This is a genomic window from Achromobacter sp. NPDC058515 (genome assembly GCF_042721735.1).
In the GTDB taxonomy this organism is placed as follows: Bacteria; Pseudomonadota; Gammaproteobacteria; order Burkholderiales; family Burkholderiaceae_B; genus Achromobacter.
Window position 1 is genome coordinate 15,623 of the sequence record NZ_JBHXNI010000011.1, and the last position, 23,585, is coordinate 39,207.

The 23,585-nt window shown below is 67.0% G+C and carries 24 protein-coding genes; 7 read left to right on the forward strand and 17 right to left on the reverse strand.

The window, feature by feature from the left end; genetic code table 11:
• The first annotated feature begins 49 nt into the window (after positions 1-49).
• Entirely contained in the window at positions 50-940 is an 891-nt protein-coding gene (locus ACFWP0_RS18910; RefSeq protein WP_377844582.1) for a LysR family transcriptional regulator, read from the forward strand.
• Between the two features lie 10 nt (positions 941-950).
• On the opposite strand, the gene ACFWP0_RS18915 is transcribed toward ACFWP0_RS18910, so the two are convergent.
• Genes ACFWP0_RS18915 through ACFWP0_RS18940 form a run of 6 tightly spaced genes read right to left on the reverse strand, consistent with a single transcriptional unit; the run spans position 951 to position 6,496 of the window.
• Positions 951-1,721, reverse strand: coding sequence for a fumarylacetoacetate hydrolase family protein (locus ACFWP0_RS18915; RefSeq protein ID WP_377844584.1), 771 nt, complete (start codon positions 1,719-1,721; stop codon positions 951-953).
• Positions 1,722-1,732: 11 nt separating this feature from the next.
• Positions 1,733-2,161: a nuclear transport factor 2 family protein gene (locus ACFWP0_RS18920; RefSeq protein ID WP_377844586.1), complete on the reverse strand. Its 429-nt coding sequence runs from the start codon at positions 2,159-2,161 to the stop codon at positions 1,733-1,735.
• Positions 2,158-3,351, reverse strand: coding sequence for an alpha-hydroxy acid oxidase (locus tag ACFWP0_RS18925; protein ID WP_377844587.1), 1,194 nt, complete (start codon positions 3,349-3,351; stop codon positions 2,158-2,160). The genes ACFWP0_RS18920 and ACFWP0_RS18925 overlap by 4 nt, the downstream gene beginning before the upstream one ends.
• 31 nt (positions 3,352-3,382) lie before the next feature.
• On the reverse strand, positions 3,383-4,366 hold the full coding sequence (locus tag ACFWP0_RS18930) for a Bug family tripartite tricarboxylate transporter substrate binding protein (RefSeq protein ID WP_377844589.1): 984 nt from the start codon (positions 4,364-4,366) through the stop codon (positions 3,383-3,385).
• 20 nt (positions 4,367-4,386) lie between these two features.
• Complete coding sequence (locus ACFWP0_RS18935) at positions 4,387-5,262, reverse strand: TauD/TfdA dioxygenase family protein (protein ID WP_377844591.1); 876 nt, start codon at positions 5,260-5,262, stop codon at positions 4,387-4,389.
• Positions 5,263-5,305: 43 nt separating this feature from the next.
• Positions 5,306-6,496, reverse strand: a complete 1,191-nt coding sequence (locus tag ACFWP0_RS18940; protein WP_377844593.1) for an iron-containing alcohol dehydrogenase family protein — start codon at positions 6,494-6,496, stop codon at positions 5,306-5,308.
• Between the two features lie 86 nt (positions 6,497-6,582).
• Between ACFWP0_RS18940 and ACFWP0_RS18945 the strand changes: the two genes are divergently transcribed.
• Complete coding sequence (locus ACFWP0_RS18945; RefSeq protein WP_377844595.1) at positions 6,583-7,488, forward strand: LysR substrate-binding domain-containing protein; 906 nt, start codon at positions 6,583-6,585, stop codon at positions 7,486-7,488.
• Between the two features lie 6 nt (positions 7,489-7,494).
• Here ACFWP0_RS18945 and purU read toward each other — a convergent pair whose 3' ends face one another.
• The 6 genes from purU to ACFWP0_RS18975 form a co-directional block, all read right to left on the reverse strand.
• Positions 7,495-8,349, reverse strand: a complete 855-nt coding sequence (gene purU, locus ACFWP0_RS18950; RefSeq protein WP_377844597.1) for a formyltetrahydrofolate deformylase — start codon at positions 8,347-8,349, stop codon at positions 7,495-7,497.
• A gap of 40 nt (positions 8,350-8,389) precedes the next feature.
• Complete coding sequence (locus ACFWP0_RS18955; RefSeq protein ID WP_377844599.1) at positions 8,390-9,499, reverse strand: NAD(P)/FAD-dependent oxidoreductase; 1,110 nt, start codon at positions 9,497-9,499, stop codon at positions 8,390-8,392.
• Positions 9,496-10,020, reverse strand: coding sequence for a flavin reductase family protein (locus ACFWP0_RS18960; protein ID WP_377844601.1), 525 nt, complete (start codon positions 10,018-10,020; stop codon positions 9,496-9,498). The genes ACFWP0_RS18955 and ACFWP0_RS18960 overlap by 4 nt, the downstream gene beginning before the upstream one ends.
• A gap of 53 nt (positions 10,021-10,073) precedes the next feature.
• Positions 10,074-10,703, reverse strand: coding sequence for a pyridoxamine 5'-phosphate oxidase (gene pdxH / locus ACFWP0_RS18965; RefSeq protein WP_377844603.1), 630 nt, complete (start codon positions 10,701-10,703; stop codon positions 10,074-10,076).
• Positions 10,704-10,818: 115 nt separating this feature from the next.
• On the reverse strand, positions 10,819-11,475 hold the full coding sequence (locus tag ACFWP0_RS18970) for a gamma-glutamylcyclotransferase (RefSeq protein WP_377844605.1): 657 nt from the start codon (positions 11,473-11,475) through the stop codon (positions 10,819-10,821).
• 8 nt (positions 11,476-11,483) lie between these two features.
• Positions 11,484-12,692, reverse strand: coding sequence for an MFS transporter (locus tag ACFWP0_RS18975; protein WP_377844607.1), 1,209 nt, complete (start codon positions 12,690-12,692; stop codon positions 11,484-11,486).
• A 389-nt stretch (positions 12,693-13,081) separates the two neighbouring features.
• Between ACFWP0_RS18975 and ACFWP0_RS18980 the strand changes: the two genes are divergently transcribed.
• The 4 genes from ACFWP0_RS18980 to ACFWP0_RS18995 are packed head-to-tail and all read left to right on the forward strand — an operon-like array spanning position 13,082 to position 18,557.
• Positions 13,082-14,266 (forward strand): efflux RND transporter periplasmic adaptor subunit, encoded by a 1,185-nt coding sequence (locus ACFWP0_RS18980; protein WP_377844609.1) that lies wholly within the window; start codon positions 13,082-13,084, stop codon positions 14,264-14,266.
• Between the two features lies 1 nt (position 14,267).
• Positions 14,268-16,226 (forward strand): MacB family efflux pump subunit, encoded by a 1,959-nt coding sequence (locus tag ACFWP0_RS18985; RefSeq protein ID WP_377844611.1) that lies wholly within the window; start codon positions 14,268-14,270, stop codon positions 16,224-16,226.
• A 5-nt stretch (positions 16,227-16,231) separates the two neighbouring features.
• Entirely contained in the window at positions 16,232-17,665 is a 1,434-nt protein-coding gene (locus ACFWP0_RS18990; RefSeq protein WP_377844613.1) for an efflux transporter outer membrane subunit, read from the forward strand.
• A gap of 52 nt (positions 17,666-17,717) precedes the next feature.
• Positions 17,718-18,557 (forward strand): ThiF family adenylyltransferase, encoded by an 840-nt coding sequence (locus ACFWP0_RS18995; protein WP_377844615.1) that lies wholly within the window; start codon positions 17,718-17,720, stop codon positions 18,555-18,557.
• Positions 18,558-18,573: 16 nt separating this feature from the next.
• On the opposite strand, the gene ACFWP0_RS19000 is transcribed toward ACFWP0_RS18995, so the two are convergent.
• From ACFWP0_RS19000 to ACFWP0_RS19010, 3 genes are read right to left on the reverse strand one after another with little or no spacing between them, the layout of a single operon-like run.
• On the reverse strand, positions 18,574-18,885 hold the full coding sequence (locus ACFWP0_RS19000; RefSeq protein WP_377844616.1) for a non-heme iron oxygenase ferredoxin subunit: 312 nt from the start codon (positions 18,883-18,885) through the stop codon (positions 18,574-18,576).
• Between the two features lie 15 nt (positions 18,886-18,900).
• Complete coding sequence (locus ACFWP0_RS19005) at positions 18,901-19,374, reverse strand: aromatic-ring-hydroxylating dioxygenase subunit beta (RefSeq protein ID WP_377844618.1); 474 nt, start codon at positions 19,372-19,374, stop codon at positions 18,901-18,903.
• A 1-nt stretch (position 19,375) separates the two neighbouring features.
• Positions 19,376-20,635 (reverse strand): aromatic ring-hydroxylating dioxygenase subunit alpha, encoded by a 1,260-nt coding sequence (locus ACFWP0_RS19010; protein WP_377844620.1) that lies wholly within the window; start codon positions 20,633-20,635, stop codon positions 19,376-19,378.
• A gap of 212 nt (positions 20,636-20,847) precedes the next feature.
• Between ACFWP0_RS19010 and ACFWP0_RS19015 the strand changes: the two genes are divergently transcribed.
• The gene (locus ACFWP0_RS19015; RefSeq protein WP_377844622.1) at positions 20,848-21,750 is read left to right on the forward strand and encodes a LysR family transcriptional regulator; all 903 of its coding nucleotides are present in this window, start codon (positions 20,848-20,850) and stop codon (positions 21,748-21,750) included.
• Here ACFWP0_RS19015 and ACFWP0_RS19020 read toward each other — a convergent pair.
• A complete protein-coding gene (locus tag ACFWP0_RS19020) occupies positions 21,747-22,379 on the reverse strand; it encodes an aminotransferase class IV family protein (protein ID WP_377844624.1) in 633 nt (210 codons plus the stop codon). The two genes, ACFWP0_RS19015 and ACFWP0_RS19020, sit on opposite strands and share 4 nt — an antisense overlap.
• A gap of 68 nt (positions 22,380-22,447) precedes the next feature.
• Positions 22,448-23,584, reverse strand: coding sequence for an aminodeoxychorismate synthase component I (locus tag ACFWP0_RS19025; RefSeq protein WP_377844625.1), 1,137 nt, complete (start codon positions 23,582-23,584; stop codon positions 22,448-22,450).
• Position 23,585: the final 1 nt, after the last annotated feature.

Genomic DNA, 23,585 nt, shown 5'->3' on the forward strand with positions numbered 1-23,585 from the left:
TTGATTTAGAACAATCCAAAAAAAATATAGATAGGGTAAGGAGCGACGCATGGACCTGGACCCGCGCCTGCTGCGCTATTTCATCGCCGTGGCGGAGGAACGCCATTTCAGCCGGGCGGCGGCGCGCCTGCACATTTCGCAGCCGCCGCTCAGCTACGCCATCCGGCAACTGGAGGAAAACGTGGGCGCGCGCCTCCTGGCCCGCACCAGCCGGCATGTGGAACTGACCGACGCCGGGCAGGTGTTGTACCGCGAGGCGCACATCCTGCTGCGCCAGGCGGAAGAGGTGCGCACGCTGGTGCAGCGGGTGGATGCGGGACTGCGCGGCAGGCTGCGCATCGGTTTTGTCGGGTCGATGCTCTATCGCGGCCTGCCCGCCCTGCTGAACGCGATGCGGACGGAACTGCCGGACGTGGAGCATGTGCTGACGGAACTGAACTCGCACGACCAGATCGAGGCGGTGCGGCGCGGCGAGCAGGATTTGGGCTTTATCCACGCCAACCCGGTGCCCGCCGAGGTCCAGGCGCGCGACCTGATGGCCGAGCCCTTCGTGGTGTGCCTGCCGCAAGCGCATCCGCTGGCCGGCCGGCGGACGCTGCGCCTGGCGGAACTGGCGGGGGACGACTTCGTGTTCTTCGCCCGCGCGGCCTCGCCCAGCTATTACGAAACCGTGTTGTCCATGTGCGTGTCGGCGGGCTTCATGCCGGTCATCCGGCACGAAGTGCGCCACTGGCTGAGCGTCGCGTCGCTGGTGTCGCAGGGGCTGGGGGTGTCCATCGTGCCGGCCTGCCTGTCGCGCAGCGGGCTGGCGGGAACGCGCTTTATCGCGTTCGAGCATGAGGCCCGTTCCGTCAGCCAGGCGATCTGGCCCGCGGCGGCGCGTTCGCCGCTGCAGGAACAGGCAGTGGCCCTGGTGGCCCGGCAGTTTCCCGCCCAGTGATCCGGCTGGCCTAGCGGGCGTCGGCGATGCGGACGAACCGGTTCGCCAGCGTTCCCAGCCCGGTCAGCGACACGTCGACCACGTCGCCGTCCTGAAGGTCCGGCGAGTGGCCGTCGGTTCCCATCCACAGGATGTCGCCGGGGTACAGGGTCAGGTGCCGGCTCATCGCGCTGATGAAGGCGTCCACGCCGAACAGCATATCGTTGGTTCCGAAGCGGGTTGTTTCCCTGCCGTTCACGCGGACCACCGTTTCCATGCGGTCCAGGTCCGCGCTGGTCTCGATCCAGGGGCCCATCGGCTTGAACGTGTCGCTGTTCTTGGCCCGCCAGAATGTCCGGTCCGAGGCCTGCCAGTTTCGCTCGCTGACGTCGTTGCCGATCGTATAGCCCAGGATGCATGACCGCGCATCCTCGGGGCTCAGGTTTTTCGCCTGCTTGCCGATCACCACCACCAGCTCGCCCTCGTAGTGCACCCTGGCCGCATCGGCGGGCATGAGCACATCCTGTCCGTGCGCCAGCAGCGCGTTGTTCGCGCGGTAGCCGACGTCGGGCTTCTCGGGGATGTTCTTGCCTTCGGCGCCGATATGCTTGACGTAGTTCAGGCCGACGCAATAGAAGGTAGGCGGAATCACCGGCACCTCGATCCGGACGTCGGCCAGGCGCAAGATCTCCGCCCGCTTTTCGTAGCCCTTGAACGGGTCTCCCTGCACGGGAATGATCCTGTCGTCCTCCAGGATGCCGTAGAACGTCTTGCCGCCCTGCGAACAGCGTATCCATTTCATGGTGGGTTCCTTCAAGCCGCCTGCGCGGAAAAACTGGGATCGTCGCTGGCCATCCGCGCAATGAGCCATTGGCCGCCGATGCGCGCCAGTTCAATGCGGGTAGTGCGGATGTTCTCCACGCCCGCCAGCGGCGCCGGGCCGGACAGCGGCATGCCGCTGTCGTGCCGCACAACCAGCATGTAGGCGCGCATGGCGCACCGGTCCCCGTCCCAGGCGTCCGCCACCAGGTTGCAGATCAAGTGGTGGATGCGCTGGGTCGCGGACCGCCCGGAGAGCGCGGCTAGCGCCGCGTCGCGGCCTTCCAGCGTCCTGCCTTGGCGCAGCCAGATCCCGTCGGGGGCCAGGCGCCGCGCCAGGTCGCCGTACCGGTTCTCGTCAAGGTCGCGGAAAAACGCCATGACCTGGTTATGGCACAAGCTCAAGGTGTCGTTCATGGTCATGCGTTTCCCGTGGCGGCGGCAGCCGCGATGCTCGCGGCGCCATCCATTCTCAGCATGTCGCCGCCTATGTCGTTCAGGGCGCTTGCGCCGCAAAGCTGCATGGTGCGCGCAAGCTCGTCGCGCAGGATCTGCAGCGCCTTGCACGCGCCGGGGTAGCCGCCCGCCAATACCCCGTAGAGCGTGGCGCGCCCGGTCAGGACGCCCGCCGCGCCCAGCGCGAGCGCCTTGAAAATGTCGCTGCCGCGCCGGATTCCGCCGTCCAGCAGTACGGGCACCCGTCCGCGCGCGGCGGCAAGCACCTCGGGCAAGGCGGACATCGAGGCGATGCCGGTGTCCAGTTGGCGCCCGCCATGGTTGGAGACGACCAGCGCGTCGGCCCCGATGCCCACGATCGCGTCCACGTCCAGCCCGTTGACCACGCCCTTGACGATGAGCCTGCCCGGCCAGCGGTCGCGCAGCCGCGCCAGATCCTCAAGCTTGAACGCGGGATCGTAGTTGCGGCCCGCGACGGATTTCAGCGCCTTGCGGTCGGATTCGATCCGGTCCAGGCCCGCGAGGCTGGGCATGGCCGGGGGGCGCCGCAGCAGCATGTCCAGCGACCAGGCGGGCTGGCGGGCGAACTGGCAGAAGTTGCGCGGGGTGATTTTCATGGGGAACGCCAGCCCATGCGCCAGGTCGCGTTCGCGCTTGCCGCCCACCGGCAGGTCCACCGTGATCACCAGCGCCTCGTAGCCGGCCGCGCCGGCCCGCCGGATCAGGTCGGACAGCCTGGCCTTGTCCTGCAGGATGTAGGCCTGGAACCAGAGCCTGCCCGGGGCCCGGTCGGCGATCTCCTCGATGGAGGCCGTCGCGGAAGTGGACAGCGCATAGGGAATGCCCGCTGCCGCGGCGGCCCGGGCCAGCGCCACGTCGCCGCCGCGCCAGCCGAAGCCCACCGCGCCGGTGGGGCCGATGGCGCAAGGCAGGGCTGCCGGCGCGCCGAGGAGCGAAGCCGCCATGTCCACCTGCGAGACATCACGCAGCACCCGCGGCGACAGCCTCAGGCGCTGGAAAACGGCGGCGTTGTCGCGCAGCGTGATTTCATCCTCCGCGCCGCCGTCAAAGAAATCGAACACCGGGCGCGGCAGGCGCGACCTTGCCGCTACCCGCAGGCGTTCGATGGAATAGCAATCGTCCAGTCGCAATGTCATGGCAGTTTTTTCCCAGGCTGCAAGCGCCCAATCACTCGCCCTTGACGTTGCCTTTCTTGATCACGTCCGCCCAGCGTGTCCTGTCCTGGATCAGGAATTGCCGGAATTGCTCCGGCGTCCCTCCGTCCACCATCGCGCCCAGCGAGGCGAACTGCTGGTGCACCTCGGCGCTGGCCAACGCTTCGCCGGCGGCCTTGTTCAGCTTGTCGACGATGGCCTTGGGCGTGCCGGCAGGGGCAAGCATGCCGACCCAGGACGCGCTTTGCTCGAATCCCTGGTAGCCCAGGCTGTCCAGCGTAGGCACGCCGGGAAAGTCCTTCTGGGGTTCCTTGGTGCCGATCGCAAGCACGCGCAACTGCTTCTGCGCGACATAGTTGGCGATGCCGACGCTGGGATAGAACATGAAGGAGATGCGCCCCGCCAGCATTTCCTGCAAGGCCGGCCCGTTGCCTTTGAAGGGAACGTGCATCATCCGCGCGCCTGTCATGGCGGCCAGCATCTCCGCCGCCAGGTGCGCCGAACCGCCGATGCCCGACGATCCGAACGTGAGCTTGTCCGGATTGGCCAGGCTGGCGGCGACCAGTTCCCGCATGTCCTTGTATGGCGAGTCGTAGCTCGTCACCACCACCATGGGCAGCTTGGCGAAATTGCTGACGGGCGCGAAATCCTTGACCGCGTCGTAGTTGTAGCGGTCCGGGTACAGCAGCGGATTCACGTTCAGGGTCAAGGACGTCACCAGGACCTTGTAGCCGTCAGGGTCCGCGCGCATCACGTCGTTGGCGGCGATCGAAGCGCTGGCGCCAGGCTTGTTTTCCACCACCACCGAGACCTTCAGGCTCTCCGACATGTGTTTGGCGATGATGCGCGCAATCACGTCGGTGGGCCCGCCCGCCGCGTAGCCCACCTGCATCCGGATCGGGCGCGACGGATAGTCGTCGGCCCAGGCCGGCGCTGCGGCGCCCGCGGCGAAAAGCGCCGCACAGAACAGGGTTATCCAGTTTTTCTTGTTCATCATGTCTCCTCCTCTTTCCTGCATCAGTATTGTTCGGGGAAATACTTGTCGGCCATGACCTGGCAGCGCTTGATCAGGCGCGGCTCTTCCGGCCGGTAATCCGCCACGGCGTTGTGTATGGTCCCCATGTTGTCCCACATGAGCACGTCGCCTTCCTCCCAGTTGTGGCGGTACCGGTACTTCTCCTGCAACTGGTGCTTGAACAGGAACTCCAGGACCTCGGCGCTGCGCGCCTCCGGCAGTTCGTTGATCCTCACCGAATAGCCCGGGTTCGCGTACAGGACCTTCTTGCCGGTGATGGGATGCGTGAGGAAGACGGGATGCGACACCGGCGGCTTGCGGCGCCTCTGCTCCTCGGTCAGGGCAGGGCGGGTGCTGCCTTTTTCACGGCGCATCATTTCCCAGAACTTGTTGAAGTCGTGGGTGATGGTCATGCCGTCCAGCTCGTCCTTGAGCGCATCCGGCAGGTCTTCATAGGCCGCATGCATGTTGGAGAATTCGGTATTGCCCAAGGACCTGCCGTCGCGCATTGGAATGCGTATGCCATAGAGCACGTTGCTGAACGCGATGGTGCGGCTGTAGGACATGTCGGTGTGCCAATCCTGGCCGGCATCGCTCAAGCCCACCGGCTTGCCGTTTTCCACGATGTTCGACAGGATCATCACCTCGGGCAGGCCGGGTTCGAAGTACATGTTCGCAACGTTCAATTCCAGCGTTCCGAAATTCTCCGAGAACGCCTTCAGGGCCTGCGCGCTAAGCGCCTGCTTCGGAAAGCTGACCACGCCGTGCCGGCCCAGCGCCGCCTCGATGGCGCCGTAGTCCTCCACGGCCAAGGGCTGGGCCAGGTCGATATCCAGAATGCGGACGCCCAAGGAACTCCCGCTTGCAACGATCTTCATAATGTCTCCTGTCTTTGAGATTTCCAGGGCCTGTCGGCGGCCCCTAGAATGCGGCTCGCAAAATCGCCAGCACCTCGGCCGCGCTCGTCAGCGGCCGGGGGTTCAGCGCCAGCCCCCTTTCCGTCATGACGGCGCGCGCCATCGGCTCCAATTCGTCCCGCGGCACGCCCAGGTCGGACAGCCGGGCCGGCATCGAATGGCGGCGCTGGAGCGCCGCCACCCACGAGGAAAGCGCGGGATAGGGCTCGGGCGACTGCCGGTTGACGGCATCCAGCGCGGGACGCAGCGCATCCGTTGCCGCCGGCTCGTTGAATGCCAGCGCATGCGGCAGGATCACGCTATTGACCGCGCCGTGGGAAAGCCGCTGGCGCGAAGCCACGACGTGGCAGATCGCGTGGTGCAGGCAGCTGCGCGCCATCGACAGCGCAAGGCCGGCCAGGTGCGCCGCCTGCAGGATGCCGCGGCGCTGGTCCGCCTCGGCCGGAGCGTCGCGCCCCAAGGCCTCCTGGAACATCCCGAGCGCCTGTATGGCGACGCAGTCGGACACGGGGGAACGCCCCTTGGAGTACAGGCCCTCCAGCGCATGCGCAATGCCGTTCATGGCCGTGTCGCGCATCATGGAGATCGGCAGGTCTGCGCTCAGCAGCGGGTCGATCAGCAGGGTTGCCGCCGCCACGCGGCGGTTCCAGAACATCAGCTTGTGCCCGTCTTCGCCGCGCACGCCGAACGAGGATGTGGTTTCCGCGCCGGAGGCGGTCGTGGGTATCCCGATGATGGGAAGCTGCGGGCGGACGCGCCGCGGAATGTGCACCGTGGCGGGCGGGACGAACGTGGTCACGTGGTCCGCCAGTTGGCCGCCTTCGGCCAGCAGCAGGGCCAGGGCCTTGGCCGAATCGGCCACGCTGCCCCCGCCGACGGCCACCAGGCAATCCGCGCCGAAATCCGCCGTTTTCCTGGTCATTGTTTCCACAAACTCTACGCTGGAGTGCGTAGGAACGCCGGGAAGCTCCAGGAAATCCAGCCCGGCCCAAGACCGGGACAGCGTCCTGTACTGGTCCGAGCGCGCCATCCTGTCTTGCGCCAGAATGGCTGGCCGGGAACAGCCAAGCGCCGTAAGTTCTTTTAGAATCAAGGATGAAACGCCATCGCCGAAACAGACGTGCGTGCCGAACAGGTGGTAATCGAATGGGCGGGAGACGCTCGCGGCTGCGGCGCTGTGGTTGTCTTGAATCATGCGGCCAGTATAGTTAGCCGCCTTCGGTCAAAAAATCACCAAAAAAGGAAATGTTTTTTTCCTTTTTGGAAACACACGGGTTCTGGATGAACGTAATCGACTGTCTTGAAGTGTTCGTCGAAGTCGGCAAAAGCCTGAGCTTTTCCAAGGCCGCCGAAAGCCTGGCTTCCAGCCGGTCGGCGGTCACCAAGAAAATCGCGTGGCTCGAAGCGCACTTCGAAGTGCAATTGCTCAACCGCAATACCAAGCACGTCAGCCTGACCGAGAGCGGCCGCCTGCTGCTGGAGAATGCCGATTCGCTCGCGCTGAGCCTGCGCAATCTCAAGGAACTCGTGCAGGGGCCTGTGCTGACGGCAAGCGGCCGCATCCGGATCGGAACGCCGCCGTCCTTCGGCACGGTGCACATGGTTCCGGCCATCCAGGATTTCCTGGCCCGCTACCCCGCGGTCAAGGTGTCGTTGCTGATCGACGATGGCCGCAGCGATCTCATCGCGGAAAACATCGACCTGTCAGTGCGCATCGCTCCGCGCCTGAAGGACTCCAACCAGATCGCCTACAAGATCACCGTGGTGCCGCAGGTCGTCGTTGCAACCCAGGCATACGTGGCGCGGCACGGCATGCCGGAAACCCCGCAAGACCTGGAACGGCACAATTGCTTGGTGCACAACCTGAAGGCGCCCACCGGGCAATGGAGCTTCATCGACGCGCAGTCAAACACCCACGCCGTGCGCGTGGGCGGCTCGTTCAATTCGAATCTGGGCGAGGCCATCCTGAACATGGCCAAGCGCGGGGGCGGGATCTCCATGCATCCGCGCTACATGGTCGAAAAAGACCTTGCCGAAGGCACGCTGCAGGTATTGCTGCCGGGCTATGAGCCGGAGGGGCTGGATATCCACGCGATCGTGCAGACCAGGCGCAACCAGCCAGACAAGGTCAGGCTGATCGTCGAGCATTTGCGCAATTGGTTCAGGGACGCCGACTGGAAGCGTTGAACAGGCCTAGCGGAAGACCACCGTCTTGTTGCGGTTCAAGAGGATGCGGTGCTCGACATGGCTGCGCACCGCGCGCGACAGAACGAGGGATTCGATGTCGCTGCCGACCTGGGTCAGGTCCTGGGTCGTCATCGTGTGGTCCACGCGTTCGATGTCCTGGTCGATGATGGGGCCTTCGTCCAGGTCGGACGTGACGTAATGGGCGGTGGCGCCGATGATCTTCACGCCGCGCGCATGCGCCTGGTGGTAGGGGCGGGCGCCCTTGAAGCTGGGCAGGAAGCTGTGGTGGATGTTGATGGCGCGGCCGGTCAGCGCGCGGCACATGCCGGCCGACAGGATCTGCATGTAGCGGGCCAGCACCACCAGGTCGATGCCTTCCTTGTCCACGATGTCCAGCACCTGCTGCTCCTGCTCCAGCTTGGTCTCGGCCGTAACGGGCAGGTGGTGGAACGGGATGCCGTAAGACGCCGCCAGGCTGGCGTAGTCGTTGTGATTGGAGACGATCGCGGCCACTTCCGCGTGTAAATGCCCGCTATGCACGCGGAACAGCAGGTCGTTCAGGCAATGGCCCTGCTTGCTGACCATGATCAGCAGGCGTTCCTTGCGGCGGGCGTCGTGCAGTTTGAGCTCCATGCCGTACTCCGTGGACATGCCGTCCAGGCGGGCGCGCAGGTCGTCGGGCGACGCGCTGACGGGCAGGTCGAAATGCACGCGCAGGAAGAAGCGGCCGGTTTCCTCGTCGCCGAATTGCTGCGAATCCAGGATGTTGCAACCCAATTCGAACAACAGGCCGCTGACGCGGTAGACGATGCCCGTGCGGTCGGGGCAGGACAGGGTCAGGATGTAGTCGTTGTGCTGCATGATGAGGAGGGGCCGAAATAGGAAAATGGAACGGGCGGGATCAGGCGGCCAGGCGCGCCAGGGTCTCTTCCGCCAGGGCCAGGCTGGAGGTCAGCCCGGGGGATTCAATGCCGAACAGGTTTACCAGGCCGGGCACGCCATGCGCGGCCGGGCCGGCGATGACGAAATCGGCGGCGGGTTCGTGCGGGCCCGAAATCTTGGGCCGGATGCCCGTGTACCCGGGAGCCAGCGCGTCGTCGGGCAGGGCCGGCCAGTAGCTGCGGACGGCCGCGTAGAACACGTCGGCGCGAGCCGGGTCCAGCGTGTAGTCCTCGGTGCCGACCCATTCGGTGTCGGGGCCGAACTTGGCCTGTCCGCCCATGTCCAGCGTCAGGTGCACGCCCAGGCCGGCGTGCTGCGGCACGGGGTAGATCAGGCGCGAAAAGGGCGCGCGGCCGGCCAGCGTGAAGTAGCTGCCCTTGCACAGGTAATCGGTGGGGATGCTGTCCGCCGGAACGCCGTCGATGCGGCGGGCCAGCGCGGGCGCCTGCAGGCCGGCGGAGTTGATCAGCACGTTGCAGGTGAGGCTCATGGCCTCGTCGCCGCCGAACTGCAGTTCGAAGCCGCCTTCGGGGCGGACGCGCCCGGACACGAGCGGAGTGTGGAACACGCATTGGGCGCCGGCGTTCTCGGCGTCGCCCTGGAAGGACAGCATCAGCGCGTGGCTGTCGACGATGCCGGTCGACGGCGACACCAGCGCCGCCGTGCATTGCAGCGCGGGCTCCAGGCGCATGGCTTCTTCGCCGGAGATGTACTGCAGGTCGTCCACGCCGTTGGCGCGGGCGCGCTGCGCGATGCTTTCCAGCTGCGCGGCCTGTTCCGGGCTGGTGGCCACGATGAGCTTGCCCAGGCGCTTGTGCGGCACGCCCCGTTCGGCGCAATACGCGTAGAGCAGGTGCTTGCCGCGCACGCAGAGGCGGGCCTTGAGGCTGCCCGCCGGGTAATAGATGCCGGCATGTATGACTTCGGAATTGCGCGAGCTGGTGCCGGTGCCGATGGCCTCGGCCGCTTCCGCCACCAGCACCTCGCGTCCCGATTGGGCCAGCGCGCGCGCGATCGCCAGGCCCACCACGCCGGCGCCGATGACGACGCAGTCGACGTCGGCGCTCATGGCGTGTTCCTTTCGGATCGGGTGCCGGCCGGCGTCAGGTCGAATCCGCCGGCATGGAAGACCAGCGGCGGTTCGCCGCTATGTCCGCAACGTTCGACTTCTCCCACCATGATGACGTGATCGCCCTCCACGTAGCGGCTGCGGTTGCGGCATTCGAACCAGGCGGCGCAGTGGCGGTCCAGCATGGGCGTGCCGCCCGGCGCGTGATGCACCGTCAGTCCCGCATAGCGGTCCGGCGTCTTGCCCGTGGCGAAGCGGCGCGCCAGCGCGATCTGCTCCGCGCTCAGCACATTGACGACGTAGCGTTCGCATTGCTCGAACGCGGCCAGGGACGATGAACCCAGCGACAGGCTCCACAGGACCAGCGGCGGGTTCAGCGAGACCGAGTTGAATGAGCTGACCGTCAGCCCGATGGGGGCGCCGTCGAGGCCGGCGGTCGTCACGACCGTCACGCCCGTGGCGTAGCGGCCCAGCGCGGTGCGGAAAAAAGCGGCGTCAAAATCAGGGAAGGAGGCGGACATTCAATCGATATTCGGGCGGGTGCGCTGGGCGCCCGCATCAGGGGCGCCCGGCATCAGGGCGACAGGCGTTCGATCTTCCAGGCCTGACCGTCGGCGGCATAGCGCAGGCGGTCATGCAGGCGCGACGGCCTGCCTTGCCAGAATTCAAAGGCGGTGGGCTTCAAGCGGTAGCCGCCCCAGTGCGGCGGGCGCGGCGGCTGCTCGCCGAAGCGCTCGCGGAATTCCTGTTCGCGGGCTTCCAGCTCTTCGCGGGTGACGGGCTGGCTCTGGCGCGAAGCCCAGGCGCCGATGCGCGAGCCCGCGGGCCGGCTGTGGTAGTAGGCGTCCGACTCTTCGGCGGCCACTTTTTCCACTACGCCTTCGATCCGGACCTGGCGTTCCAGCGGCTGCCAGAAGAACAGCAGGCAGGCGCGCGGTTCGGCCTGCAGATCCAGGCCCTTGCGGGATTCGTAATTGGTGAAGAATGTGAAGCCGTGCTCGTCAAAGCCCTTGATCAGGACGATGCGCGCGCTGGGCTGGCCGTTGGCGTCCACCGTGGCCAGGGTCATGGCGTTGGGTTCGGGCACCTTGGAGGCCAGCGCTTCGTCGAACCACCGGGTGAATTGCTCGAACGGAGAGGGGGCCGCCTGGCTTTCCAGGAGCACGTTCTTTTCGTAGCTTTGACGCAAATCTGAGACGGACATGGGGCGTGGGATTCAGCGTTGATAACAGGGAGTTTATACCGCTTGGGCCATGGCTCCCCTATTGACCCCGCGCAGGTCTCAGGCAAGTTCGCCGCCCGGGGGCGGCGGGGGCTTCCTATGCGCCTTCCGGCAGGGGGCGCCCGTCCAGTTCGAGCCGGCGGGCGATGGCGTCCAGGCGGGCGTCATGGATGCCGGCGGCGCGCAGGGCCTGGGCGGTCTGCACCACATAATCCGTGCAGGGGCCGTAGCGCCCGGCGGCGCGGCGCACGATGGCCAGCAGCTCGGCTTCGGGCAGGGCGCGGATATAGGCGGGGTTGTCCCGGTTCATGATGAAGACCAGCGCCCGGACGGCGCCGGTGTCGGTCGTGCAGTTGATCCAGCGGGGCAGGTAGGCGCCGGTGGACATCTCGCGCTCCCAGAGCGCGGGGAAGTAATGGGGAACCTGATCGCCGGCCAGCCGGTAGACCACGCCCCGGCAGGAGCCGCCGCGGTCCAGGCCGAACACCAGGCCGGGGCACTCCGGCGTGCCGCGGTTGACCCGCGACCACAGGCACAGCGCCCGGTGGTGGCCGCGCAGGGTCGCCAGCCTGCGTTCCATGAAGTCGAAATCGGGGCGCCAGATCAGCGAGCCGTAGCCATACACCCACACATCCTCGCCCGCCTGCCAATGCCGCAGGGCGTCGTCCAGCGAGGCCTGCCGCTCCTCCTGGGTCCAGAGGCGAAAGGGCAGGCTGGCGCCAGGGACGCCGGGGGCGGGTGGGGAGGACTGCATGTTCACGACTACGTTTTCCGGTCAGACTCGAGCGGGGGATTGCGATTGGCCCAGCCCCCGGCCATCAGTGCCACGGAGTAGGCCCAGAACAAGGGGGCAACGCCAATTACCGCACCCAGCGCGCCGAAGGTCAACGGCAGCGACACCTGCGATCCGTTGATCAGCGCCATCCGCAGGCCCACGGCCTCGGCGGCGCGGCCCGGCGGCGAATGCTGGTGCAGCAGGGACAGCATGCTGGGCTGGCAGCAGCCCAGGGCGAGCCCCAGTATGAAAGACAGCGCGATCAGGACGCTAACGTCCGTGAACAGCGGGTAAAACATGAAGTCGATGGCGGCGGTGGCCATGGCCACGCGCACCAGCGTCCATGACCGCACGCGGCGCTGGATCAGGGGCAGAATCAGGCGGATGACGAAAGTTGCCGCCGCGAAGGACGCCAGTATCACGCCGATCGTGGTGGCGGACAGGCCGATCGCCACGCCGAAGATGGGGACAACGAACAAATGCGTGTCCCAGGCGCCGGACAATATGGTGTTGACCATCAGGATGCGGCGCAGGGCCGGCACCGCCAGCAATTCGGTGACGCGGCGGCGCTGGGCTTCCCGGACGCCGGTCAGCTGGGAATCCACGGCCTTCAATTGGTGACGCAAGGCATACAGGCCGGCCGCCGACAGCAGCGGGCCCAGGGCCAGCAGGCCGAAGGCCGTGCGGGTGCCCAGGTGGTCGATCGCCAGCCCCGCGATAAGGGGGCCGGAGAAGCCCGAGCCCGCCAGCGCCAGCGACATGAACGAGAAATTGCGCAGGCGCTGGGCCGGCTCGGCATGGCCGAGCAAATCCTGCGTGGCCACCTGGTGCAGCATGAAGCCGATGCCGATGCAGCAGGACGCCACCAGCAGCGCGGTCTGGGTTTGGGAGATAAAGGGCAAAGCGGTGCCGATCGCGACCAAAGCCGTCCCGATGACGAGGGGACGCACGATGCCGACTCGGTCGACCCAGCGTCCGGCGCGCACCGAGAACAGCATCGGCAGCACCGCGAACACGGCGACCAGCGTGCCGACCTTGAAAGTCGACAGGCCCATCTGCAACGCCGTCAGCGAGACTGTGATCCGTCCCCCTGTCAACGCCACATGATTCATCATTGCCAGCAGGCACAAAAGCACCGCCCCGGAAAATTCCGGGGAACTGGAAGGCGAGGAGGGGGATCTGTTGGAGGTAGACACGGCTTAACTGCAGCCATTCTGGTCGTAACATCCGTCTATGTCGAGGCGAGGATTTTTTGCGCCGCCGCAATCCGGTCGTTCGCGTGGTAACGAGATAGCTGTCATCTAGAGGCGAAGTCGCGTGCTTACGATGCAAGATGGCGGCACGTTCGCCGCAGGTGCGGGAAAAGGGCTCCGCCAGTGACACATAGCCGTTGTATCGTTCACGCAACGGAACAATTGTGCGTCGTACGCCCGGCTTTACCGTTTTTCACTTTTCAGGCGCAGATTGGCCCTGTTTTGAGCCAGGGCGCCGTTTAGCATGTGCAGGCGCCGGGCATCGTCCCTTTTGTCTAATTCGTCAGTCGCAGGCATTACCGGCAACGCCGGCTTCAATCCGATCAGGTTCAATGAAAAAGTCCCGCAGCAAATTCAAGCGCTACGCCCTGATAGCCGTACTACTCCTGGTGGTCGTTTTTGGCGTCCGGGCCGCATTCTTCACGGCGCCGCCGCCGCCCACGTTCGCCGTGGCCGAGGTCACCCGCGCCAATCTTGAAGACAGCGTGCTGGCCAGCGGCACCATCGACGCGGTCGAGCGCGTGAGCGTCGGCGCGCAGGCGACCGGGCAGCTGAAGTCCCTGAAGGTGGCGCTGGGCGACCGCGTCAAGAAAGGGCAGCTGGTGGCCGAGATCGACGACCTGACCCAGCAGAACGACCTGCGCAACGCCGAGGCGGCGCTGCTGACCCGGCGGGCCGAGCGGGCCGCCAAGGTCGCCATGCTCAAGCAGGCCGAACTGGCCTTCAAGCGCCAGCGCCAGATGCTGGCGGCGGACGCCAGTTCGCGCGAAGCCTATGAAACCGCCGAGGCCACGCTGGGCGTGACCCGGGCGGAGATCGCTTCGCTGGATGCGCAGATCGCCCAGGCCGAGATCCAGGTCGACACCGCCCGCGTCAACCTGGGCTACACGCGCATCGTCTCGCCCATCGACGGCATGGTGGTGGCGGTGGTCACGAAGGAAGGGCAGACGGTCAACTCGATCCAGAGCGCGCCCACCATCATCAAGGTGGCGCAGGTGGACATCATGACCATCAAGGCGCAGATTTCCGAGGCCGACGTGACCCGCGTGACGACGGGCCTGCCGGTCTATTTCACCATCCTGGGCGAGCCCGACCAGCGCTATCACGCCAAGCTGCGCGCCGTGGAGCCCGCGCCGGACTCCGTCCAGAAGGACGACGCCACGGCCTCGCTCACGTCCTCCAGCAGCACCTCCACGAGCGCGGCGGTCTACTACAACGGTCTGTTCGACGTGCCCAATCCCGACGAGAAGCTGCGCATCTCCATGACCGCGCAGGTGTTCATCGTGCTGGGCGAGGCCAAGGACGCCGTGGTGGTGCCGGCGTCGGCGCTGGGCAAGCGCGGCGAGGACGGGCGCTACGCGGTGCGCGTGGTCCAGAAAGACAACAAGACCGAGGTGCGCCAGGTCCGGATCGGCATGAACAACAACGTGCAGGCGCAGGTGCTCGAAGGGCTGGAGGTGGGCGAACGCGTGGTGTCGGCGGATTCCGCGCCGGCCGTCGCGGCGCCGGGGGCCTGACATGAGCGGGCCGCTTATCTCGCTGACCGGGGTGCGCCGCGAGTTTCCCGCGGGCGAGCAGACCATCGCCGTCCTGAAGGACATCAACCTCGTCATCGAGGCCGGCGAAATGGTGGCTATCGTGGGCGCGTCGGGGTCGGGCAAGTCCACGCTGATGAACATCCTGGGCTGCCTGGACCGTCCGACCCGCGGCGACTACCAGGTCAGCGGCCGCAGCACCAACGCGCTTGACCCGGACGAACTGGCCGAGCTGCGCCGGGAGCACTTCGGCTTCATCTTCCAGCGCTATCACCTGTTGTCGGACCTGAGCGCGCTGGGCAACGTGGAAGTGCCGGCCGTCTATGCCGGCAAGCGCCGCGAGGCGCGCCTGGAACGCGCCACGGAATTGCTGGAGCGGCTGGGGCTGGGCGACCGGTCCGAGCACCGGCCGGGCCAGCTGTCCGGCGGCCAGCAGCAGCGCGTCAGCATCGCGCGGGCGCTGATGAACGGCGGCGACATCATCCTGGCCGACGAGCCCACCGGCGCGCTGGACACGCACACGGGCCAGGAGGTGCTGCGCATCCTGGAAGAGCTGAACGCCGCCGGGCACACCATCATCATCGTCACCCACGACATGAACGTGGCGCGCCATGCGCAGCGCATCATCGAGATCAGCGACGGCGAGATCGTCGCCGACAAGCGCAATCCGGACGCGCCGCGCCGCGAGACGGTCAAGGAGGACGCGCCCGCGCTGCCGCAGCGCCCGGCGTGGCAAGCCTACCTGGACCGTTGCGGCGAAGCCCTGCGCATGGCGCTGCTGGCCATGAACGCCCATCGGCTGCGCACCTCGCTGACCATGCTGGGCATCATCATCGGCATTGCGGCCGTGGTGTCGGTGGTGGCGCTGGGCGAAGGTTCGCGGCGCAAGATCCTGGAGGACATCAGCGCGATCGGCACCAATACCGTCGAGGTCTTTCCCGGGAAGGACTTCGGCGACGAGAAGGCGATCAACATACGCACGCTGGTCGCGGCCGACGCCGAGGCGCTGGCGCGCGAATCCTATGTCGACAGCGTCACGCCGGAAGTCGCCACCAGCAACACGCTGCGCTATCGCAACGTGTCCGTGAACGGTTCGATCCAGGGCGTGGGGGAACAGTATTTCCGCGTGCGCGCGGTGAAGCTGGCGCAGGGCAAGTTCTTCGACGAAACCAGCATTGCGCGCCGCGCGCAGGAAGTGGTGATCGACGACGGCACGCGGCGCGCCCTGTTCGGAACCCATACCGAGGCGATCGGACAGGTGGTGTTCCTGGGATCGATGCCGGCCCGCGTGATCGGGGTGACGGAGAAGAAGGACACGGTTTTCGGCAACAATGATGCCCTCAACGTGTGGATCCCGTATACGACGGCGTTGTCGCGCGTGCTGGGGCAGCAGCATCTCAAGAGCATCACGGTGCGCGTCAACGACGCGACGCCGCCCGCCGCCGCCGAGCAGGCCATCGTGCGCGTGCTGACGCGCAGGCACGTCGTGAAGGACTTCTTCGTATTCAACACCGACGCCATCCGCAAGACCATCGAGCGCACCACGGCCACGATGACCCTGCTGGTGTCCCTGATCGCGCTGATTTCGCTGATGGTGGGCGGCATCGGGGTCATGAACATCATGCTGGTGTCCGTCACCGAACGCACGCGGGAGATCGGCGTGCGCATGGCGGTCGGCGCGCGCCGCAGCGACATCATGCAGCAGTTCCTGATCGAGGCGGTGCTGGTGTGCCTGATCGGCGGGGCGGTGGGGATCCTGCTGTCGCTGGGGCTGGGCGTGCTGGTGTCCAGGGCCACGGGCGGTTCGTTCCAGATGATCTATTCCACGGCATCGATGGTGGCGGCATTCACGTGCTCGACCTTGATCGGTGTGCTTTTTGGCTATTTGCCGGCGCGCAATGCGGCGCGCCTGGATCCCGTCGAGGCGCTGGCCCGGGAATGAGGACGATGAAAGCGGTTTCCCTGATTTGCAAGCCCGCCGCCCTGGCGCTTCTGCTGGCGCTGGGCGGTTGCGGCAGCCTGCTGCGCAGCGACTACGAGCCGCCGCTGACCAGTACGCCAGCGGCCTGGACGCACGCGCCGGCGGCCGGCGCGCAGGCCCCGCTGGCCGAGGGCGGCGCCTGGTGGCGCAATTTCAACGACCCGGTGCTGGACGGCCTGGTCGACGCCGCGCTGGCGCGCAACAACGATCTGGCCGCGGCGGCGATCCGGGTGCGCCGGGCCCAGTACCAGGCGGGCCTGTCGGAAGACAAGCTCATTCCGCAGCTGGGCGGCAACGCCAACGTCACGCGCAACCGCAACCTGTACGGGGACCGCGCCATTTTCCGGAACAACACGGCCGAGCTGACCGTCGGCTATGAAGTCGACCTGTGGGGCAAGCTGTCGCGCCAGCGCGATGCTGCGCAATGGGAGGCGCTGGCGACCGAACAGGACCGCCAGAGCGCCGCGCTGTCGCTGGTGGGCACGACCGCCACGCTGTACTGGCAGACGGCTTTCATCAACCAGCGCATCGCCAGCAGCGAGGAGAGCATCGCCTACGCGCGCCGGACGCAGGATCTGGTGCGCGCGCAATACGCGGCGGGCGGGGCATCCGCGCTGGAGCTGGCCGAGGCCGAGCAGACCGTGGCCAGCCAGCAGGCGGCCCATACGCTGCTGGTGCAGCAGCGGGTGGAATTCACCAATGCGCTGACTATCCTGTTCGACGGGCCGCCGGACCGCAGCATGGCCGACCCGGCGCGCCTGCCGACCTATCCGCTGCCCGAGGCCCGCGCCGGCGTGCCGGCGGAGCTGCTGGGCCGGCGCCCGGACCTGCGCGCTTCCGAGCTCCGGCTGCGCGAAGCGCTCGCCACGGTGGACGCCACCCGCGCAAGCTTCTATCCGCCGCTGACGCTGACGGGCGCGCTGGGAAGCTCAAGTCCGACGCTGTCCAATGTGCTGCAAAACCCTGTCGCCGCCTTGGGGGCGGGATTGACGCTGCCTTTCCTGCAGTGGAACGAGATGCAGCTGAACATCAAGATTTCGAAGGCGGACTACGAGGAGCGCGTCGTCAACTTCAGGCAGTCGCTGTACCAGGCGATGGCGGATGTGGAAAACGCGTTGTCGAACCGGACGCAGTTGACGCTGCAGGCGGAGCAGCTGGAAGTGTCCTTGCGGTCGGCGCGGGACGCCGAGCGTTTGTACGAGGTCCGGTACCGGGCGGGGGCGGTGTCGTTGAAGGATTGGCTGGATGCGCAGGAGAAGCGGAGGACGGCTGAGATTGCGCGGGATGAGAATATGTTGAATCGGCTGGTGAATCAGGTGACGGTTTATCGGGCGCTTGGCGGGGATGATGTTGTGGGTGGCGCTGGCAGTGCGGGCGCCGGGGCCGAGGCGCGTTCTTAAGACGCCTGGCGCGTCGGACGATGCCGCTCGCGCCCTGCAATAAAATGGCTTCATGAACTCCCCCGAATTTGCTTCTGAGCCCGCCGATCTCGACCGCCGTTTCGGCGGCCTTTCCCGCCTGTACGGTCCCGAAGCGCCTGCCCGCCTGCGCAACGCCCATGTGGCCGTGGCCGGGCTTGGCGGCGTCGGATCCTGGACCGTGGAGGCGCTGGCGCGCTGCGGGGTGGGGGCGCTGACCCTGATCGACCTTGACCATATTGCCGAATCCAACGTCAACCGGCAGATCCATGCGCTGACGTCGACCCTTGGGCAGTCGAAGGTGGATGCGATGGCGGAGCGGGTGCTGGCGATCAATCCGGAATGCCGGCTGACGCGGGTGGATGATTTTGTTTCGCCGGAGAACGTGGGGGAAGTGCTGCCCGGCCCCTATACGGTCATCATCGATTGCACCGACCAGGCGGCCGCGAAGATCGCCATGATCCTGCATGCGCGGGCGCTGGGCGTGCCGATGCTGTTGTGCGGCGGCGCGGGCGGCAAGACGGATCCGCTGGCGTTGCGCGCGGGCGACCTGTCGGCGGCGGTGAACGATGCGCTGCTGTCCAAGCTGCGCAACAAGCTGCGGCGGGAGCATGGCTTTGCGCGGGCGTCCGACAAGAACGGCAAGGCCTTGAAGCGCGTGCCCAAGATGGGCATTCATGCCTTGTGGTTCGACCAGCCGGCCATACTGCCCGACGCCTGGACCCGTCCCACCGAGGGCGAGGACGACATGGGCGCGTCCGGGCAGGTCCTGGCGCCCCAGGGGCTGTCGTGCGCCGGCTACGGGTCGGTGGTGACCGTGACGGCCGCCATGGGGATGGCGGCGGCCAACGAGGCGCTGCGCCTGGCGGTCTGATCGCCGCCCGGGCGGCTCAAAGCGCCACGTACACCATGCCGTCCTCGATCCTGACGGGGTAGGCGGCCAGGTTCTCCCGCAGGGGCGTACAGAGCGCGCGGCCGTCGCGCACGTCAAAGCGACCCTGGTGCAGGGGGCATTCGATCTCATGGCCCGTCAGGAAGCCGTCGCACAGCCTGGCGTTGCCGTGGGTGCAGAGGTTGGCGGTGGCGTAGACCTCCCCCTGGACCCCGTACAGCGCGATCTCGTGGCCGCCCGCCAGCACGGCGATCACGTCTTCTTCCGGCACGTCGGCCCGGGCGATGGCCTTGATCCATTGCACACTCATTGCGTCGCTTCCTTGTCAGATGGGGTAGATCAGCGAATTCGGGATCAGCTCGCTGTCGAAGATGCAGAGCCGCGATTCGAACTTCAGTCCGTCCGGCGTTTCGCGGATGACATCCTGGTAGCGGCCCACGTTGAACACGGTGGTCGGCTGGCTGGGCTTGGTGCGGAACACGGCGTAGTTGGCCTCGGACTCGATGCGGCCGCCCTGCGCCGACAGCACGCGCGGCGCGCCCACCACGTGGCGCTGGTAGTAGGGGTCGTGGAAGATCGTGTCGGTGGCGCCGTAGATGCGGTCCTTCAGCATCCCGCGGCTTTCGAACGCCATGGTCGCCAGCGGATAGCCGCGCTCGTGGTTCTCGCGCGGGACCACCTTGTACACGCAGTCTTCCAGGAAGAACTCGGGCCATTTCTCCCATTCGCCGGCGTCCAGCGCGGCGGCGTAGTCGCTGTACAGGCGGGTCAGCAGGTAGTAGAGCGGAAAGTCCAGCATGTCAGGCCTCCATTACCCGGCGCCAGTACGCGTACATGCCGCGTATCAGCGTTTCCGTGACCATGTGGCCGGTGTTCTCGGCGGTCTTGCCGCCCAGCTCCGCAACGCTGCGGTGCCAGGGCTTTTGCGCGAATCCCGATTGCGAGAATTCGATGACCTCGCCGTCGTCGGCGGAGACAAAGCCCGCCGGGCCGAACAGGTTGGCCTGGCGCAGGCGGCGCCGCGTCATCTCGGGACTGTCGTCGGAAAAGCCGAAATGCGTCCAGACAAAGTCGAAGGCGTCGTGGCCCACCGGCTGGATATGGCGGGTGGACAGCGAGTTCACCTGCTGCTGGATGATGACGCTGGGAAACAGCGTCATCAGCACCGCGGTGGGGCCGTTCCACCAGGGCTCCTGCACGATGTCCAGGAAGCGGTCGTCGTTCAGCGACATCTGCTCCTTGAAGCTGGACACGCCGCTGGTGACGGTGCTCTTGCCGCCCTGGCCGCGCGTGGAGATCATGGCGGCGTGGCGGAAGTGGCGGTCCATCTTCAGCTCGGACCGGTTGTCCGCCCGCCACAGCCCGAAGGTCACGAACCAGGTGTGCAGGAGGCCCGGGTGGTAGGGGTCCTTGATGTTCTCCTGCATCAGCTTCCAGTTGCCCGGGATGCGCTGCCGGCTGTAGCCGTGGATCACCAGTTGGCGGCCGTCGAAGACGCGGTCGAAGTAATGCAGGATGTCGGGGCCCAGGTAGTCTTCCAGCGGTTCGACGCCGTGGTCGAACGACGCGAACACCACGCCGTTGCGGCAGGCCACCGCGAGCTTGGTCAGGCCGTGCTCTTCGGGCTTGAAGTCGGGCGGCATGCCGCCGTTGACCTTGCCGTCCTGCTTGACCCCGCGCCGGAAGGGCACGCCGATCAGGTTGCCCTGCAGGTCGTAGTTCCACTGGTGGTAGGGGCAGACGAATTCGCTGCGGTTGCCGGCGCGTTCGCGGCAGAACTGCACGCCTCGATGGGCGCACACGTTTTCCACCACGCGCACCTGGCCGTCGTTGTCGCGCAAGAGGATCACGGAGCGCTCGCCCACTGCGGTGCGCTTGAAGTCGCCCGCGTTGGGGATCTCGGCCTCCAGGCCTACGTAGCTCCAATGCGCCCGGTAGAAGAAGCGCTCCAGTTCGCGCTGGTGCAGCGCGGCATCGGTATAGACGCCGAAGGGAATGCGGTGCGAGCCGTCGTCCTGCCAGCGCGGGACGACGTGGACGGGATGTTCGGGGGCGTTCATGGGCAGCCCCCCGGACAGGGCGTGGCGGTGCAATGCGTACAGGCGCGCATGGGGTTGTCTCCTGTTTCCATCTGGCCGCGTGGCGGCCGGGCAGGGCCATGCGCGACATGGGCGCTGGCGTTTGCTGCATCATCGGACAGGCGGTTTAATAAATAAATAGAATCTGCTTGATGACATGAATCACCAAAATCAATATTGGTGGAGACAAGCGCATGAACCTGAAAGACGTGGACCTGAATCTGCTGGTCGTTTTCAATGAATTGCAGAAACTGGGCCGGGTGTCGGCGGTGGCCCAGAGCCTGGGCATTTCGCAGCCGGGCGTCAGCAATGCGCTCGGCCGGCTGCGCAAGCTGCTGGGCGACGACCTGTTCCTGCGCACCTCGCGCGGCATGGTGCCCACGCCCTACGCCGAGAGCCTGGCCCGGCCCATCGCCGACGCGCTGGGCGCCTTGCACAGCACCTTGAACGCGCATGCCTCGTTCGACCCCGCGCGCAGCGAGCGCGCCTTCGTGATCGGCGTGAACGACGTGGGCGAGACCTACTTTCTGCCGCGGCTGATGCAGGCGCTGGACGCGGCCGCGCCGGGCGTCACCATCCGCACCGTGCGCACGACTTCGATCGATGTCAGGGACGAGATGGAGCGCGGCCGCATGGACCTGGCCATGGGCTTTCTGCCGGGGCTGAAAGGCGGTTTTTTCCAGCGCCGCCTGTTCCGCCAGCCTTATGTCTGCATTTTCCGCCAGGACCATCCGCTGGCGCGGTCAGGGGTGTCGGCCCGGCAGTTCCGCGCGGCCGAGCACGTGGCCATCGTGTCGGAAGGCACGGGCCACGGCGTGGTGGACGAGGTGATCGCGCAGGCCGGCATCCGTCGCCGCCTGCGGCTGACGGTGCCGCACTTCATGGCGGTGGGGCCGGTGCTGCAGACCACGGACATGATCGCCGTGGTGCCGCAGCGCTTTGCCGACTGCGCCTGTCAGCCCTTCGGGCTGGCGACCGCGCCCTGCCCGGTGAAGATTCCGGAATCGGTCATCAATGTGTTCTGGCACGCCCGCAACCACCGCGAGCCCGCCAACCAGTGGCTGCGGCAGGTGGTGGTGGACGTGTTCGCGGACTAGGCGTCGCGCAGCGTCACCGTGAACCAGCCGCGCAGCGCGTTGGACAGGCGGATCTCGTCGGCGGCATGCAGGTCGGCCAGGGTCAGGACGCGCTCCTTGGCTTCGCCGGCGTCCAGGAGCTCGCCGCGCTTCACGCCGGGCAGGCAGCCGCTGTCCACGGGCGGGGTGTACCAGGCGCCGCCCATGCGCAGGTAGACATTGCTGCGGCTGCCTTCGCAGAGTTCGCCGCGTTCGTTCAGGTAGAGCAGGTCGAAGATATGCGGATGCGCCGGCAGCCATTCGATTGTCTTGGTGTACCAGGGGCGGTGCGTGGTTTTGTAGCGCAGCAGCGGTTCCGACGAACGCAGCGCCTCCGGCGCCAGCATCACTTCCTGGTGCGCGGGCAGCGGCGGCAGGATGGCGGTCTGGATGTGGCGGCTGCCGTCGCGCGCGACCAGCAGGCGCAGCCGGTGCGGGCCGGGGCTGCCGAGCGCCATGACGGCGACGAGTATGTCGCCTTCCACGGCGCGTCCGCCCCAGACGTACCCCAGCGCCTTGCAGGACATTTCCAGGCGGCTGAGATGGCGCGCCAGCAAGGGCACGTTGCCTGAGGCTTCCACCAGGATGGTCTCGATCAATTCGGGCTGCATGGGACTCTCCTGGTGTATGGCGACCGGGGCCGCGCTCTATGCTACTACTGCTGGCCGGGTTTGCGCGCTCAGGCGCGCAGTATCCGGGCTTTCCAGTGGCATTCCTGCCATTCCTCGGCGGGGTCCGAGTCATACACGATGCCGCCGCCGACGCTGTAGACGCCCTGGCCGGACCGGTCCAGCACCAGCGTGCGGATCGCCACGTTCAGCGAGAAGTCGCCGTCCGGCGCCAGCCAGCCGACGCTGCCGCAGTACAGGCCGCGCGGGGCGGCCTCCATCTGGCGGATGCGGCGCATGGCGGCCACTTTCGGGGCGCCGGTGATGGAGCCGCAGGGGAACAGGGCGCGCAGCACGTCCTCCAGCGAGGCCTGCGGCGCCGTGGCCGACACGGTGGACGTCATGGTCCAGACGGTGGGGTAGCGCTCCAGCGAGAACAGCGCGTCCACCTTGACCGAGCCCGGCTCGGCCAGGCGGCCCAGGTCGTTGCGCAGCAGGTCCACGATCATCAGGTTTTCGGCGCGGTTCTTTTCGCTGGCCAGCAGTTCCTGGCCCAGGCGCTGGTCTTCGGCCGGGTCCGGATGGCGCGGCGCGGTGCCCTTCATGGGCCGGGTCGTCAGCCGGGGGCCTTCGCGCCGGACAAAGAGCTCGGGCGAAAAGGACAGCACGGTGCGCTCGCCGTCCTGGATGAAGGCGCCGTGGGCGACCGGATTGCGCGCGGCGATGTGCCGGTAGAGCGTGGCCGGATCGCCCTGGTGCCGCAGGTCCAGCGGCTGGGTGAAATTGACCTGGTACAGCTCGCCGTCGCGGATCAGCCCGCGTATGGCGTCGATCTGGCGCGCATAGTCCGCCTCGGTCATGCGCGGGGCGGGCAGGCTGATGGCGCCGGGCGGACTGCCCGCGTCCGGCGCGTCCCAGGGGGCTTCGTCCACCTTGCGCTCGAACGCCAGCGCGGTCAGGCGGGGTTTGCCGTCTTCGCGAGGCGGCGTCCAGGGGCCGGCGGGCGGGGCCAGGGCGGCTTCCGGGAGCAGCCATTCGCCCAGTTCGTAGTCCAGCAACAGGGCAATCCAGCGCCCCTGGCGGCGGGCCGCCTCGATGGCGGCCAGCGCCGGGCCGACTTCGGCGGCGGCGCGCGCCTCGATCCGGGAGCAAAACCCCTCGAAGCGCAGCGCGCGGCCAGCCAGCCGGTCTTCAAAACGACAATCCATG

What these genes read in the sequence shown, in the direction of transcription:
- ACFWP0_RS18910 (WP_377844582.1), top strand. Translation starts at nt 50, where the DNA reads ATGGACCTGGACCCGCGCCTGCTGCGCTATTTCATCGCCGTGGCGGAG.
- ACFWP0_RS18915 (WP_377844584.1), bottom strand. Translation starts at nt 1,721, where the DNA reads ATGAAATGGATACGCTGTTCGCAGGGCGGCAAGACGTTCTACGGCATC.
- ACFWP0_RS18920 (WP_377844586.1), bottom strand. Translation starts at nt 2,161, where the DNA reads ATGACCATGAACGACACCTTGAGCTTGTGCCATAACCAGGTCATGGCG.
- ACFWP0_RS18925 (WP_377844587.1), bottom strand. Translation starts at nt 3,351, where the DNA reads ATGACATTGCGACTGGACGATTGCTATTCCATCGAACGCCTGCGGGTA.
- ACFWP0_RS18930 (WP_377844589.1), bottom strand. Translation starts at nt 4,366, where the DNA reads ATGATGAACAAGAAAAACTGGATAACCCTGTTCTGTGCGGCGCTTTTC.
- ACFWP0_RS18935 (WP_377844591.1), bottom strand. Translation starts at nt 5,262, where the DNA reads ATGAAGATCGTTGCAAGCGGGAGTTCCTTGGGCGTCCGCATTCTGGAT.
- ACFWP0_RS18940 (WP_377844593.1), bottom strand. Translation starts at nt 6,496, where the DNA reads ATGATTCAAGACAACCACAGCGCCGCAGCCGCGAGCGTCTCCCGCCCA.
- ACFWP0_RS18945 (WP_377844595.1), top strand. Translation starts at nt 6,583, where the DNA reads ATGAACGTAATCGACTGTCTTGAAGTGTTCGTCGAAGTCGGCAAAAGC.
- purU (WP_377844597.1), bottom strand. Translation starts at nt 8,349, where the DNA reads ATGCAGCACAACGACTACATCCTGACCCTGTCCTGCCCCGACCGCACG.
- ACFWP0_RS18955 (WP_377844599.1), bottom strand. Translation starts at nt 9,499, where the DNA reads ATGAGCGCCGACGTCGACTGCGTCGTCATCGGCGCCGGCGTGGTGGGC.
- ACFWP0_RS18960 (WP_377844601.1), bottom strand. Translation starts at nt 10,020, where the DNA reads ATGTCCGCCTCCTTCCCTGATTTTGACGCCGCTTTTTTCCGCACCGCG.
- pdxH (WP_377844603.1), bottom strand. Translation starts at nt 10,703, where the DNA reads ATGTCCGTCTCAGATTTGCGTCAAAGCTACGAAAAGAACGTGCTCCTG.
- ACFWP0_RS18970 (WP_377844605.1), bottom strand. Translation starts at nt 11,475, where the DNA reads ATGCAGTCCTCCCCACCCGCCCCCGGCGTCCCTGGCGCCAGCCTGCCC.
- ACFWP0_RS18980 (WP_377844609.1), top strand. Translation starts at nt 13,082, where the DNA reads ATGAAAAAGTCCCGCAGCAAATTCAAGCGCTACGCCCTGATAGCCGTA.
- ACFWP0_RS18985 (WP_377844611.1), top strand. Translation starts at nt 14,268, where the DNA reads ATGAGCGGGCCGCTTATCTCGCTGACCGGGGTGCGCCGCGAGTTTCCC.
- ACFWP0_RS18990 (WP_377844613.1), top strand. Translation starts at nt 16,232, where the DNA reads ATGAAAGCGGTTTCCCTGATTTGCAAGCCCGCCGCCCTGGCGCTTCTG.
- ACFWP0_RS18995 (WP_377844615.1), top strand. Translation starts at nt 17,718, where the DNA reads ATGAACTCCCCCGAATTTGCTTCTGAGCCCGCCGATCTCGACCGCCGT.
- ACFWP0_RS19000 (WP_377844616.1), bottom strand. Translation starts at nt 18,885, where the DNA reads ATGAGTGTGCAATGGATCAAGGCCATCGCCCGGGCCGACGTGCCGGAA.
- ACFWP0_RS19005 (WP_377844618.1), bottom strand. Translation starts at nt 19,374, where the DNA reads ATGCTGGACTTTCCGCTCTACTACCTGCTGACCCGCCTGTACAGCGAC.
- ACFWP0_RS19010 (WP_377844620.1), bottom strand. Translation starts at nt 20,635, where the DNA reads ATGAACGCCCCCGAACATCCCGTCCACGTCGTCCCGCGCTGGCAGGAC.
- ACFWP0_RS19015 (WP_377844622.1), top strand. Translation starts at nt 20,848, where the DNA reads ATGAACCTGAAAGACGTGGACCTGAATCTGCTGGTCGTTTTCAATGAA.
- ACFWP0_RS19020 (WP_377844624.1), bottom strand. Translation starts at nt 22,379, where the DNA reads ATGCAGCCCGAATTGATCGAGACCATCCTGGTGGAAGCCTCAGGCAAC.
- ACFWP0_RS19025 (WP_377844625.1), bottom strand. Translation starts at nt 23,584, where the DNA reads ATGGATTGTCGTTTTGAAGACCGGCTGGCTGGCCGCGCGCTGCGCTTC.